Source organism: Microlunatus speluncae (genome assembly GCF_009299835.1).
Classification (GTDB): Bacteria; Actinomycetota; Actinomycetes; order Propionibacteriales; family Propionibacteriaceae; genus Microlunatus; species Microlunatus speluncae.
Map to the genome: position 1 here is coordinate 275,957 of NZ_VKCZ01000019.1, position 12,698 is coordinate 288,654.

Consider the following 12,698-nt stretch of genomic DNA (forward strand, 5'->3'; position numbering starts at 1 on the left):
CGCGCGCCGGGAGGGCCCGACCGCCGCCCACACAACGGAGGTTGACATGGATGTTGTCGTCACCAGCAGGCACTGCCAGGTCTCGGACGGGTTCCGAGAATTCGTGGCCGACAAGGTCACCCGGTTGGAGAAGCTGAACGATCGGCTCGTCCGGGTCGAGGTCGAGGTGTCCGCGGAACGGAACCCGCGGCAGCACGACCAGGCCAGTCGAGTGGAGATCACGGTCCGCGGCAAGGGCAAGGTGATCCGGGCCGAATCCGCCGCGGAGGACAAGCGCGCCGCGTTCGATCTGGCGTTGGACAAACTGATGGCCCAGTTGCGGAAGGCCGCCGACCGGCGGCGGGTGCACCGGGGCAGCCGGACGCCGAAGTCGTTGCACGACGCGGCCGCCGAGCTGGCGCCGACCAACGGGCAGCTGCACGAGACCGACGAGGACGACGTGCGCACCGTGGCCGGGATGGAGGTCCGTGGTGACGGACCCCTGGTGGTGCGGGAGAAGGTGCACAACGCCGGACCGATGACGCTGGACCAGGCCCTGGAGGCGATGGAACTGGTCGGCCACGACTTCTATCTGTTCATGGACGCGGATCGCGGCGTGCCGAGCGTCGTCTACCGCCGGCGGGCGTACGACTACGGCGTGATCCGCCTCGGCAACGCCCACCTCGACGGCGAACCGGTCAACGGCTCGGCCCGCACCGACACCGGCATCCTGGTCGAATCCGCCCACTGATCCGCGGCTCTTCGCTGAGCCCGTGAGTGTCGGCGCCGGGCGATAACGTTCGAGCGTGCCAGCACGACAGCGGGAGAAGGTCAGCCGGGCCCAGGCGCGCCGGATCGCTCTGGCGGCCCAGGGATTCGGCGCCCGACGGCCCGATCGGGCCGTCGGGATGCGTGACCTCCAGTCGGTGATCAGCCGGCTCGGCCAGTTCCAGATCGATTCGATCAACGTCGTGCGCCGGGCCCACTATCTGCCCCTCTTCTCCCGGCTCGGGCCGTACGACACCGCGCTGCTGGACCGGGCCGCGCACCGGTCCCCGCGCCGGCTGTACGAATACTGGGGCCACGCCGCGAGCCTGATCGACGTGCGGCTGCAGCCCCAGTTGCGGTTCCGGATGCGGGACGGCTTCCGCGACGTCTGGGGCGGGGTCGAGCGGGCGGCCCGGGAGAATCCGGGCCTGGTCGCCTGGGTCCGTGATCACGTCGCCGAGCACGGCCCGCTCACCGCCCGCGAGATCGAGTACGACGAGGAGCGCGACCGGACCAACTGGGGCTGGAACTGGTCGATCGTGAAGACGGTCCTGGAGTGGCTGTTCTACTGCGGCGACGTCACCTCGGCCCGGCGCAACAGCCAGTTCGAGCGGGTCTACGACCTGCCGGAGCGGGTGTTTCCGGCGGCGGTGCTGGCGGTGCCGGATCCCACCCCGGAGGACTCGGCCCGGGAGCTGACCCGGCGTGCCGCCCAGGCCCTCGGCATCGCCAGCGAGCCGTGTCTGCGCGACTACTTCCGGACCAAGTCGGTGCTGACCACCCGGGCGATCGAGGAGCTGGTCGAGGCCGGCGAGTTGTTGCCGGTGCGGGTCGAGGGCTGGGACAAGCCGCACTACCTGTGGCACGAGGCGCGGATGCCGCGCCGGATCGAGGCCCGCGCGCTGCTCAGCCCGTTCGACTCGATGATCTTCGAGCGGGCCCGGCTGGAGCGGTTCTTCGACTTCGTCTACCGGATCGAGATCTACGTGCCGGAGCCGAAGCGGGTGTACGGCTACTACGTCTACCCGTTCCTGCTCGGCGATCGGTTCGTCGCCCGGGTCGATCTCAAGGCCGATCGCGCGGCCGGCCGGCTCCGGGTCAATTCCGCCTGGCTCGAGCCCGACCAGGACGCCGGCGAGGTCGCGGCCGAGCTTGCCGCCGAACTCCGTACCCTCGCGGATTGGCTCGACCTGCCCGAAATCTCGGTGGCGAAGAAGGGAGATCTGGCCCCGGCGCTCACCCGCTCCGTCGCCGCCTGAGCTACTGTCGTAGGCGAAGCCCTGGAGCAGGTCCGGTCGGGGGACGCCGGCCGGGTTGGCTCGTGCTGGTGTGGCACGGATGCTGGCCTACGATGGGGACGCGCCGGCGCCAGATGACGACCGGCGAGCATTCGAGCGTCGATACAAGGGAGCCAAGACCGCCGTGGGCTTGATGGATAGGTTGCTGCGGGTCGGCGAAGGCAGGATTCTGCGCCGGCTCAAGGCCATTGCCGACCAGGTCACATCGATCGAACCCGATTTCGAGGAGATGTCGGACGAGGAGTTGCGCTCCCAGACCGACGACTTCCGGGAACGGTTGGAGAAGGGCGAAAGCCTCGACGAGCTGATGCCGGAGGCGTTCGCGACCGTTCGCGAAGCCACCAAGCGGGTGCTCGGCAAACGCCACTTCGATGTGCAGATCATGGGCGGCGGCGCGCTGCACCTGGGCAACATCGCCGAGATGAAGACCGGTGAGGGCAAGACCCAGGTGGCGGTGCTGGCGGCGTACCTGAACGCGCTCAGCGGCGACGGGGTGCACGTCATCACGGTGAACGACTACCTGGCCAAGACCCAGTCCGAGCAGATGGGCCGGGTGCACCACTTCCTCGGCCTCGAGGTCGGCGTGATCCTGTCCCAGATGACGCCGGTCGAGCGGCGCAAGGCGTACGCGGCCGACATCACGTACGGCACCAACAACGAGTTCGGCTTCGACTACCTGCGCGACAACATGGCGTTGAAGCTCGATGACTGCGTCCAGCGCGGGCACCATTTCGCCATCGTCGACGAGGTGGACTCGATCTTGGTGGACGAGGCGCGGACGCCGTTGATCATCTCCGGCCCGGCCGAGGACAGCCACGAGTGGTATCCGCAGTTCGCCAAGCTGGTCGACCGGCTGCGGCGGGATCAGCACTACGAGGTGGACGAGAAGAAGCGGACGGTCGCGATCCTGGAGACGGGGATCGAGGTGGTCGAGGACCGGCTCGGCATCGAGAACCTCTACGAGTCCGCCAACACGCCGCTGATCTCGTACCTGAACAACGCGCTCAAGGCCAAGGACCTGTTCAAGAAGGACAAGGACTACGTGGTCGTCGACGGCGAGGTGCTGATCGTCGACGAGCACACCGGCCGGACCCTGGTCGGCCGGCGGTACAACGAAGGGCTGCACCAGGCCATCGAGGCCAAGGAGAAGGTGCAGATCCGCGAGGAGTATCAGACCCTCGCCACGATCACGCTGCAGAACTACTTCCGGATGTACAGCAAGCTGGCCGGGATGACCGGCACCGCGATGACCGAGGCCGCCGAGTTCCAGAAGATCTACGGCCTCGGCGTGGTGCCGATCCCCACCAACGAGCCGATGATCCGCGAGGACCAGCGGGACTTCATCTACCGCACCGAGGAGGCGAAGTTCGCCGCCATCGTCGAAGAGGTGGTGGAGCGGAACGAGCTGGGTCAGCCGATCTTGATCGGCACCGCGTCGGTGGCGAAGTCGGAGATCCTGTCGGCGCTGTTGAAGAAGGCCGGCGTCAAGCACGAGGTGCTGAACGCCAAGCACCACGAACACGAGGCGGAGATCGTCGCGGCGGCGGGCCGGAAGGGCGCGGTCACCGTGGCCACCAACATGGCCGGTCGCGGCACCGACATCATGCTCGGTGGCAACCCCGAGTTCATGGCCGACAAGAAGCTTCATGATCAGGGCATCGACCCGGTCGAGCACTCCGAGGAGTACGAGAAGCTCTATCCCGAGGTGCTGGAGGCGCTGGAGGAGGAGACGAAGGCCGAGCACGAAGAGGTGGTCGAGCTCGGCGGCCTGTACGTGGTCGGCTCGGAACGGCACGAGTCCCGGCGGATCGACAACCAGTTGCGCGGTCGCTCCGGCCGTCAGGGCGACCCGGGGGAGAGCCGGTTCTACCTGTCCCTCGGCGACGATCTGATGCGGCTGTTCAAGTCCGACATCGTGGAGTGGGTGCTGCAGGCGCTCAAGGTGCCTGATGATCAACCGATCGAGAACAAGCGGGTGTCGTCGTCGATCGCCAGCGCGCAGGCGCAGGTGGAGTCGCAGAACTTCGAGACCCGGAAGAACATCCTCAAGTACGACGACGTGATGAACCGACAGCGGCATGCCGTCTACGGCGACCGGCGCAAGGTGCTGGAGGGCGCCGACGTCGAGGCGCAGCTGCGCGGCACCGTGGCGACCGTGGTCGAGCAGGCGGTGACCGATTCCACCGAGGGCTTCGCCGACGAGTGGGATCTGGAGCAGCTGTGGACCAACGTCAAGACGCTCTACCCGGTCTCGCTCGACGTCGCGGACTACGACACCGATGATCTTGAGCGGCAGCAGCTGATCGATGACTTCAAGGCCGACGCCTCCGCCGCGTACGACAAGCGCGAGGAGGAACTTGGCGAGGAAGTGATGCGCGAGCTGGAGCGGCGGGTGCTGCTCACCGTGCTGGATCGCAAGTGGCGCGAACACCTGTACGAGATGGACTACCTGCGCGAGGGCATCGGGCTGCGGGCGATGGCGCAGCGCGATCCGCTGGTCGAATATCAGCGCGAGGGCAGCACGATGTTCACCGCGATGATGGCCGCCTTCATGGAGGAGGTCGTCGGCTTCGTGTTCAACATCGACGTCGAGGTCGAGCCGGCCGCCAAGGTCGGCGTCACCACCGGCGCCGACGGCGCTCCGGTGCAGGTCGGTGGCGGCCGCAACGGTCAGGCCGGCAACGGTCAGGCCGGCAAGGGTCGGGCCAAGGCGAAGGCGAAGCCGCGGATCGAGTCCGGCCCGGATCCGGACGGCCCGGGGGTCGAGGTCAACCGGGTCGCCGACCCGGCCGAGGATCCGGTGGACGGCGCGGCGGCCGATGATCCGGGCGACGCCCGGGAACCGGTGGCGGTCGCGGCCCGGCCGCGGCTCAAGGGCAAGGGTCTCGACGCCCGTCCGAGCCGGCAGTTGAGCTACTCCGCCCCCGGTGAGGACGGCGAGGCGAAGACCGGGGCAGCGAAGAAGTCGGACGATCCGTATGCCAACACGCCGCGGAACGCCCCGTGCCCGTGCGGCTCGGGCAAGAAGTTCAAGCTCTGCCACGGCCGGCACGGCGCTAAGTAGCCGGCCGGCGCTTCCGCTGGGCGGGCGACCCGGTTCAGGGTCGCCACGCCTCGCGATAGTCCGGATGATCGGCATACACGGCGCCGAGGATGCGGACCGTGTCGCACGGCGCTTCGACCCGGGCGTCGACATCCCAGTCGATCGTCACCCGGGAGTGGTTCCGAGAAGCGGTGCACTGGCGGCACGGCCGAACCGTCGGTGACGCGGCGGCCCGCGCGTCCGGTGCGTGATCGGCGATGATCATCCGCTTGGCCGTGAGCTCGGCCCGCAGCCGGTCCGGGTGATCAACTCCCGGCCGGGTGTCGATCTTGGCGTCCGGATCTCGGAGTTCCTTGATCGCGGCCTCGTCGTCGGTGATCCTGGCGTCCAGGAACTTGAACAGATCCGTCATGTGCCCCCGCCCTCCGCGGCCGGCGTGAGTCGCGGTCGCACCATGATCATCTCATCTCCACCGCGGCCGGGGACCGGGCGGGATCGCCGTTGCGGTCACGCCGGCCGGGATCAGCCGCGCGGACCGAACTCCAGGGCGGTGACCAACCAGCGGTCGTAGACGGCATCCAGCCGGAGCGCGACCGGCACCGACAGCGGGCCGATCCGGACATGGACCGCGGCCTCCGCGACCTCGGCCCCCGGATGCTGCACCCGCGCGGACTGCACCCGGGCCTGGAGCACCGGCCGGGCCCGCGCGGTCGCCTTGATCGTCCGTGGTGGCCGGGCCGCCAGCTTCGCCAGCCGCTCGAGTTGATCTTCGGTGACCCAGCGGGACAGCTGCCCGATCGGACGCCGGCCCCGGACCACCTCGACCGCCGCCAGGCCGAGCGACGCGGCCCACGGGCCCGCGTCGGGCAACCGCGGATCCGGTCGAGCCTGCCAGGCCGGCGCCGCCGTCGTCGTGGCCGGCGCGTCGGGGCTCGGCCGGTCCGGCAACCCGGACAGCTCGAGCAGGCTCGGCTGCGCCGCCGGCGCGCCCAGCGGCGGGGCGAGCCCCGCGAACCACGACACGGACGGCGGCCGGGAGTCGATCACCGGGAGCACACGCAGGCCTGCCATGCCGCCACTCTGCGGCCGTCCGGGCCCGTCGTCCAGCCGCGCACCCCGAATCTGTGGATAACTGGCTCTTCTGACCTATCCGGATAACTGGGGTGCCGCATGACTGACTTACGGCGCTAGGGTCTCGCGCATGGGGAACGTGGAACGTGAAGAGATGACGTGGGCGACGTTCGGCGAGGCGAGCCGCTCCCTGGCCGGGGCCGTCGCGGCGAGCGGGTTCGTGCCCGACATCGTGCTCGGCATCTCCCGCGGCGGGCTGATCCCGGCCGGCGGGCTGGCGTACGCGCTGGACTGCAAGAACCTGTTCACGATCAGCGTCGAGTTCTACACCGGCGTGAACGAGCGGCTCGACGTGCCGGTGATGCTGCCGCCCTTCCTCAACGCCGCCGACCTGGACGACGCCCGGGTGTTGATCGTCGACGATGTCGCGGACACCGGGATGACGCTGGAGTTGGTGCACGAGTTCTGCCGCGGGCACGTCGCGGAGGCGCGGACCGCGGTGCTCTACCGCAAGCCGTTGTCGATCATCGACCCGGACTATGCCTGGTCCAAGACCGACCGCTGGATCGAATTCCCCTGGTCCGCCGATCCGCCGGTCGTCAAGCCGACTTGTCAGAACTGAGTTGTGTCAGGACACAACTCAGTTCTGACAAGTCGGCTTCATACGGCGAGGGAGGAGCGGATGCTGTAGTGCGCGGCGTGGTAGATGTGCCGGCCGAACTCGACCAGGCGGCCGAAGTCGTCGTAGGCGAACCGGTCGGCGGTGAGGCAGGCCAGCGGCGGGGTCTCGCCGAGCAGGGCGGCCTCGGCGTCGGTGGCCAGCCGGGCGCCGACCCGCTGGTGGGCCAGCTTGAGGGTGATCCCGTGCTGGCGCAGGCAGTCGTACAGCCCCCGACGCTCCAGCTCGGCCGGGTCGAGGGCGAAGCGGGCGGGCAGGTAGTTCGTCAGGACGGCGAGCGGCACGTCGTCGGCCAGCCGGAGCCGCCGCAACTGCAGATACTGATCATCGGCCGGCAGCGACACCTGGTCGGCCAGCTCGGCCGGTAGCGGGCCGATCCGGGAGCCGAGCAGCCGGGTGCGGGGCACCTTGCCGGCCGCGAGCAGATCGTCGTGCAGGCTGGACAATCGCTCGTCCCGGCTGAACTGGGGCTGGACGACCTGGGTGCCGACGCCGCGCTTGCGGACCAGCAGCCCCTTGCTGACAAGCTCCTGGATCGCCTGCCGGGCGGTCGGTCGGGAGACGCCGAGCCGGCTGGTCAGCGACAGTTCGTTCTCCAGCCGGTCGCCGGCGACGAGTTCGCCGGTCGCGATCGCCTGCTCGATCGCCCGGGACAGCTGCAGATAGAGAGGCACGGATGCAGACCGGTCCAGCGTGATGTCGAGGCGACGACCGCCGGCCGATACGGTCATGCCGGCTATCGTAATCGGCGCGAGCGCCGGCCGGTCGGTGTTGGCCGAACTCGGTCGTCAGTCCAGATCCACCCAGCGGCGTTCGGCGATCGAACGCTGCAACGCCGCCCCGATCCGGGCCGCGGCCACCGCGTCGATCATGGTCGCACCGGTCTCGGCGCCGGAGTGGATCGCGGTGATCAGCCGGTGCAGTTCGATCACCTTGAGATCGTCGTACCCCAGCGCGATCCCGGCCGCCGGCTGGAACGCGGCCGAGTCGCCCGCGCCGGCCCCGACCAGCACCGTGCGATAGGCGGCGTCGGCGTAGTCGCCGTCGACACAGAGCTGGAGCTCGCCCATCCGGCGGAAGTCCCAGGCCAGCGCGCCCTCGGTGCCGCGCACCTCGATCCCGTACCGGCACTGATCACCGACCGCGGACCGGCAGGACTCGAGGACGCCGCGGGCGCCGCCGGCGAAGCGGAGCAGTGCGGCCAGGTAGTCCTCGTTCTGCACCGACCGCACCGGGCCGCTGCCGCGGGCGAAGTGCGACGTCGCGGCCCCGGCCTCGGGCCGCTCGGCGATGAAGATCGCGTCGTCGGCGATCACCGACTCGATCTCGCCGACCACGTACCGCCCAAGATCAACACCGTGGCAGACCAGATCGCCGAGCACGCCGCTGCCGGCCAGTGATCGGTCGAACCGCCAGGAGAACGCGCCGTCGGGATGGGCCGCGTAGTCGGCCAGCATCCGGATCGACACCATGGTGACCCGGCCCAGCCGGCCGTCGGTGATCAACTGCCGGGCCAGCTCCACCGCCGGGGCGTTGCGATAGTTGAAACCGACGGCGGATCGCACCCCGGCGGTGGTGACCGCCGATGAGATCGCCGTCGTCTCGGCAAGATCACGACCGGCCGGCTTCTCCAACCACAGGTGGTGCCCGGCCGCGGCGACCGCGGTGCCGATCTCGGCGTGCAGGAAGTTCGGCGTGGTCACGCTGACCAGGTCAAGATCATCCCGGCCGAGCAGGTCGGCCCAGTCGTCGACCACTTCCTCGACCCCGTAGCCGGCGCAGAGTGTGCGCAGCCGGTCGCCCCCGGCCACCTCGGCCACCGCGACCAGCTCGGGCGGGACCAGCTCGGGATAGTGGTGCCCGAGCCGGCGGTACGCCCGCGCGTGCACCTGACCCATCCAGCCGAAGCCGATGATCGCGGCCCGGAGCGGGCGGTCGGAGGTCGAGGTCGGTGAAGTCGCGGTCATGACCCTCAGTCTCGGGCACGACGATCCGCCACCTCCATCCGGTCACCATCCGGCGGCGGGTGAGCGGTAGTACGGTGAACGAAGGCGTGCGCACCCCACTGATCGGAGGCTCGATGCCGCAGCGGCTGAAACCTGAGGAACTGTCGGTCCTCGCCCTCGACACCACCCGGGCGCCGGGACACGTCGGCACCGTTGACATCTTCTCCACCGGCGGGGACGGGCTGGACTACGAGCGGCTGATCGGGCTGATCCGGGAGCGGCTGGCCTACGTGCCGCGCTACCGGCAACGGTTGCGGTTCCTGCCGGCGCAGCTGGCCGGGCCGGTGTGGGTGGACGACGAGCACTTCGACCTGACCTTCCACGTCCGCCGGTCGGCGTTGCCGCGGCCAGGGACGATGGAGCAGCTGCGGGAGTTCGTCGGCCGGGTGCTGGCTCGCCGGTTGGACCGGTCGCGGCCGCTGTGGGAGGTCTATCTGGTCGAGGGGCTGGCCGACGACCGGTTCGCCCTGGTCAGCAAGTCGCACCTGCTGCTGATCGACGGCGTGGACGGTGTTGATCTTGGTCAGGTGCTGCTGGAGGACGAGCAGGATCCGCCGCCGGACGGCTTCGCCAGCGCCGGCTGGCATCCGGTGCCGGAACCGTCCGACGCCGAGTTGTTGATCTCCTCGGTCTGGGAGGGGGTGCGCAACCCGGAACTGGCGGTGGAGAACGTTCGCGGCGCACTGACCGGCGCGTTGGGCACCGCGATCGCGATCGGCGAGGCGGTCGGCGGGATCGCCGGTGCGCTGGGCGAGCTGGCCGGCGACGCGCTCCGCGGCACCCGGCCGCCGAGCACCTCGCCGCTCACCGGGGTGCTGTCCGAGCAGCGCCGCTACGCCGGCATCTCGGTGCCGCTGGCCGAGCTGCGGCAGGTCCGGGCCGAACATGATCACACCGTCAACGACGTCATCCTGGCCATGATCACCGGCGGGTTGCGCGGCTGGCTGCTGGCCCGTGGCGAACCGGTCAGCCCGCAGACCGCGGTCCGCGCCGTGGTGCCGATGAGCGTCACCGAGGACGACGGCGAGCCGACGTCGCTCGGCAGCCAGGTCGCGCCGCACGTACAGAACCTGCCGGTGGGGGAGCCGAACGCGCTGATCCGGCTGCACCAGGTCGCCTACGGCACCCAGGCACACAAGGACACCGGCCGGGCGGTCGCGGCGCGGTCGCTGACCGACATCGCCGGCTTCGCGCCGACCACCATCCACGCCCTCGGCGTGCGGGTGGCCGGGGAGGTGATCCGGGCCCGGCACGACCTGTTGATCACCAACGTGCCGGGGCCGCAGCGGACCATGTATGCGGCGGGGGAGCGGCTGGTGGCCAGCTATCCGGTGCTGCCGTTGACCGCCGGGCATCTGCTGGCGATCGGCGTCACCTCCTATGACGGTGAGGTGTTCTTCGGGCTGACCGCCGACCGGGACGCGATCAGCGATCTCGACGTGCTGGCCCAGTCCCTGCTCGACGCCCTGGCCGAGTTGACCGAACTGACCGAGTCCCGGCAACGGGGCGGCTCATGATCGTCTATCTGCCGGCCACCCCGGCCGAGGCGGCCGGGCTGCGCGCCGGCGGCGATCTGCCGGCCCGGCGCGGTTACGCGGTCACCCCATCGCTGCTCGAGGCCGCCGGCTTCTCGGCCAAGGAGGCCGAGGACGCCGGCTACACCGCGCTCTGCCACGCCGGCGTCCAGGCCCTGCTCGACCCGGCCGCTGGAGCCGAGCCGCCGGAGCGGCGGCTGATCATCGCCGCCGAGCCCGATTCGATCAAGGACCTGACCGATCCACAGGGCGCGGTCGAGGTCACCGGGCTGCGCTGGCAGGACGTCCTGGCGCTCTACTACGACGAGCCCGAAGCGGCGGCGGCGGTGCGGAAGGCCGCCGCGGCCGTTTCGCCCGGCGAGCCCGTCGCCGACGCGCTGGCCCGATCCGAGGTCGACGCGCTGCTCCATGATCACGACCTGCTCTGGTACGACCCGACCGAGCTGGACCGCCTGGATCAGCCGTCGGCCTGACCCGCACCGGGTGGCCGCTCGTCGGGCGGCAGTGTCGCCGATCCGTCGCTTGACTGTGCCCCCGGGGCATGGTCTGGACTGTCGTCATGCCGATGTCCCGCACCGATCGTCAGCCACCGGCCGCAACCGGCGCCGCCCCGACCCGGCCGGGCTGGCCCGAGATCGTGGTCGGCCTGGTGGCGTTTCTGCTCGCCACGGCGGTGGTGCCGTTCTTCGGGCCACTGGGGCTGAAGCTGGAGCCGGTGCCGTTCGGACTGATCCTGACCGCGTGGTCCGGCGTCGTCGGCCTGGTCCTGACGTTTGTGCTTCTGTCCGTCCTCACCCCGATCGGCGAGGAGTTCCTCTTCCGCGGCGTGATCGCCAACGCCCTGCTGCGTTACGGGCCGGTGATCGGCGTGCTGGCCAGCGCGGTGATCTTCGCCCTGTGCCACGGCACCAATCTCGCCCTGCCGACGGCCCTGGTGGTCGGCATCATCGCCGCCGAGATCATGCGGCGCAGCGGATCGATCTGGCCCGCCGTCGTCGTGCACGCGGTCAACAACCTGGGCCTGCCGCTGTTCGTGTTGATCACCGGGGCAACGGGACCGGCCTGACCTCCAGCTGGCTTTGACGTTGTAACTGATCGAGATCGTACCGATCAGCCCATGCTGGGGGCGTAGTTCCCGCCGGTGGCGAGACATCCGTACAACGTTACGCAGGCACCTGTCGGACGAGCGCTGGATCGTCTGTCAAGATGTCGCCATGGCCAAGCAACGTCCGGGTGCGACGGTCGGCGCCGTCGGTGTGCGGGAGGTGGCCGCGCTCGCCCAGGTCTCGCCGACCACGGTGTCGAACGTGCTGTCCGGCAACCGGCCGGTGAGCACGGCGACCCAGGAACGGGTCCGCTGGGCGATCGCCAAGCTCGGCTACCGGCCCAACCTCAGCGCCCGGAACCTCCGGCTGCGCCGCGGTGGCCTGATCGCGCTGGCGGTGCCGGAGATCGACGTGCCCTACTTCGCCGAGCTGGTCCGACACGTCGTTCAGGCGGCCCGCAAACGCGGCTACACGGTGTTGATCGACCAGACCGAGGGCGATCCCGAGGCGGAGCGGTTCGTGGTCGGCGGGATGAACCCGGGGATGGTGGACGGGATCCTGTTCAGTCCGTTGAACACGCCGCGGGCGGAGTTCGAGGCCCTGCGGGACGCGACGCCGCTGGTGCTGCTGGGCGAGTTGATCACCGGCACCGGAGTTGATCATGTCGGCATCGACAACGTCGCCGCCGCGGCCGCGGCCACTCGGCACCTGATCGATCAGGGCCGGCGCCGGATCGCGGCCCTCGGACATCAGCGCGGCCGGGAGGGCACGGCACCCCAGCGCACCAACGGCTACCGCAAGGCGCTCCGGGCGGCCGGGATCCCGTACGACTCGTCACTGGTGATCACCACCGACTCCTTCCACCGGGCCGACGGGGCCAAGGCGATGCAGGAGTTGCTGGCCAGCGGGACGGCCCCGGACGCGATCTTCTGCTACAACGATCTGGTCGCCCTCGGCGCGATGCGGGTGCTGCGTGATCACGGTCTGCGGGTGCCGGAGGACGTCGCGGTGATCGGGTTCGACGACATCGACGACGGCCGTTACAGCACCCCGTCGCTGTCCACGGTCGCGCCGGACAAGGCGGGGATCGCCGCCGCCGCCCTGGACCTGTTGCAGGACCGGATCCGGGAGGGCGCCGGCAGTCCTCGGCAGATCGTGGCCGGCTACACCCTGGAGATCAGGGAGAGCTCAGCTCGATCCCGGTGATCACCTCGTCCGGGGACGCTTCCGGCTGCCAGCGACAGTCTGTATCCCCGATTTCGAGCCCGAGTCC

The 12,698-nt window shown here is 70.0% G+C and carries 12 protein-coding genes; 8 read left to right on the forward strand and 4 right to left on the reverse strand.

The genetic code is table 11. From position 1 onward, the window contains the following. Window positions 1–46: 46 nt before the first annotated feature. The 3 genes from hpf to secA all read left to right on the forward strand — a co-directional run bounded on the left by hpf (window position 47) and on the right by secA (window position 5,109). Window positions 47–730 carry a ribosome hibernation-promoting factor, HPF/YfiA family gene (gene hpf, locus FNH24_RS23600; RefSeq protein WP_152364692.1) on the forward strand — a complete coding sequence of 228 codons (684 nt, stop codon included), beginning with the start codon at window positions 47–49 and terminating at the stop codon, window positions 728–730. Window positions 731–785: 55 nt separating this feature from the next. After that, the gene (locus tag FNH24_RS23605) at window positions 786–2,006 is read left to right on the forward strand and encodes a winged helix-turn-helix domain-containing protein (protein ID WP_246187035.1); all 1,221 of its coding nucleotides are present in this window, start codon (window positions 786–788) and stop codon (window positions 2,004–2,006) included. Window positions 2,007–2,169: 163 nt separating this feature from the next. Continuing rightward, a complete protein-coding gene (gene secA / locus FNH24_RS23610) occupies window positions 2,170–5,109 on the forward strand; it encodes a preprotein translocase subunit SecA (RefSeq protein WP_484502521.1) in 2,940 nt (979 codons plus the stop codon). A gap of 34 nt (window positions 5,110–5,143) precedes the next feature. Here the strand turns inward: secA and FNH24_RS23615 are convergent, their stop codons facing one another. Both FNH24_RS23615 and FNH24_RS23620 read right to left on the reverse strand, forming a co-directional pair. Beyond that, window positions 5,144–5,500 carry a DUF6221 family protein gene (locus tag FNH24_RS23615; RefSeq protein WP_152364694.1) on the reverse strand — a complete coding sequence of 119 codons (357 nt, stop codon included), beginning with the start codon at window positions 5,498–5,500 and terminating at the stop codon, window positions 5,144–5,146. 110 nt (window positions 5,501–5,610) lie between these two features. Continuing rightward, window positions 5,611–6,159 (reverse strand): Rv3235 family protein, encoded by a 549-nt coding sequence (locus FNH24_RS23620; protein WP_152364695.1) that lies wholly within the window; start codon window positions 6,157–6,159, stop codon window positions 5,611–5,613. A 130-nt stretch (window positions 6,160–6,289) separates the two neighbouring features. Here FNH24_RS23620 and FNH24_RS23625 point away from each other — a divergent pair, with 130 nt between their 5' ends. After that, window positions 6,290–6,781 (forward strand): phosphoribosyltransferase, encoded by a 492-nt coding sequence (locus tag FNH24_RS23625; protein WP_152364696.1) that lies wholly within the window; start codon window positions 6,290–6,292, stop codon window positions 6,779–6,781. 38 nt (window positions 6,782–6,819) lie between these two features. Here FNH24_RS23625 and FNH24_RS23630 read toward each other — a convergent pair whose 3' ends face one another. Then, complete coding sequence (locus tag FNH24_RS23630; RefSeq protein WP_152364697.1) at window positions 6,820–7,569, reverse strand: GntR family transcriptional regulator; 750 nt, start codon at window positions 7,567–7,569, stop codon at window positions 6,820–6,822. A 57-nt stretch (window positions 7,570–7,626) separates the two neighbouring features. Further along, window positions 7,627–8,805, reverse strand: coding sequence for a Gfo/Idh/MocA family protein (locus FNH24_RS23635; RefSeq protein ID WP_152364698.1), 1,179 nt, complete (start codon window positions 8,803–8,805; stop codon window positions 7,627–7,629). Window positions 8,806–8,891: 86 nt separating this feature from the next. On the opposite strand from FNH24_RS23635, the gene FNH24_RS23640 reads away from it, so the two are divergent. The 4 genes from FNH24_RS23640 (at window position 8,892) to FNH24_RS23655 (ending at window position 12,631) form a co-directional block, all read left to right on the forward strand. Further along, window positions 8,892–10,361, forward strand: coding sequence for a WS/DGAT/MGAT family O-acyltransferase (locus tag FNH24_RS23640; RefSeq protein ID WP_246187036.1), 1,470 nt, complete (start codon window positions 8,892–8,894; stop codon window positions 10,359–10,361). Beyond that, a complete protein-coding gene (locus FNH24_RS23645; RefSeq protein ID WP_152364699.1) occupies window positions 10,358–10,852 on the forward strand; it encodes a DUF6912 family protein in 495 nt (164 codons plus the stop codon). Before FNH24_RS23640 ends, FNH24_RS23645 begins: the two co-directional genes overlap by 4 nt. Window positions 10,853–10,944: 92 nt before the next feature. Beyond that, complete coding sequence (locus FNH24_RS23650; protein ID WP_217428458.1) at window positions 10,945–11,445, forward strand: CPBP family intramembrane glutamic endopeptidase; 501 nt, start codon at window positions 10,945–10,947, stop codon at window positions 11,443–11,445. Between the two features lie 148 nt (window positions 11,446–11,593). Continuing rightward, complete coding sequence (locus FNH24_RS23655; protein WP_152364701.1) at window positions 11,594–12,631, forward strand: LacI family DNA-binding transcriptional regulator; 1,038 nt, start codon at window positions 11,594–11,596, stop codon at window positions 12,629–12,631. The last annotated feature ends 67 nt before the right edge of the window (window positions 12,632–12,698 follow it).

Bases quoted from the DNA above. Each gene is read 5' to 3' on its own strand.
- FNH24_RS23655 (WP_152364701.1), top strand. From the start codon at position 11,594: ATGGCCAAGCAACGTCCGGGTGCGACGGTCGGCGCCGTCGGTGTGCGG.
- FNH24_RS23635 (WP_152364698.1), bottom strand. From the start codon at position 8,805: ATGACCGCGACTTCACCGACCTCGACCTCCGACCGCCCGCTCCGGGCC.
- FNH24_RS23620 (WP_152364695.1), bottom strand. From the start codon at position 6,159: ATGGCAGGCCTGCGTGTGCTCCCGGTGATCGACTCCCGGCCGCCGTCC.
- FNH24_RS23615 (WP_152364694.1), bottom strand. From the start codon at position 5,500: ATGACGGATCTGTTCAAGTTCCTGGACGCCAGGATCACCGACGACGAG.
- FNH24_RS23650 (WP_217428458.1), top strand. From the start codon at position 10,945: ATGTCCCGCACCGATCGTCAGCCACCGGCCGCAACCGGCGCCGCCCCG.
- FNH24_RS23630 (WP_152364697.1), bottom strand. From the start codon at position 7,569: ATGACCGTATCGGCCGGCGGTCGTCGCCTCGACATCACGCTGGACCGG.
- FNH24_RS23625 (WP_152364696.1), top strand. From the start codon at position 6,290: ATGGGGAACGTGGAACGTGAAGAGATGACGTGGGCGACGTTCGGCGAG.
- FNH24_RS23645 (WP_152364699.1), top strand. From the start codon at position 10,358: ATGATCGTCTATCTGCCGGCCACCCCGGCCGAGGCGGCCGGGCTGCGC.
- hpf (WP_152364692.1), top strand. From the start codon at position 47: ATGGATGTTGTCGTCACCAGCAGGCACTGCCAGGTCTCGGACGGGTTC.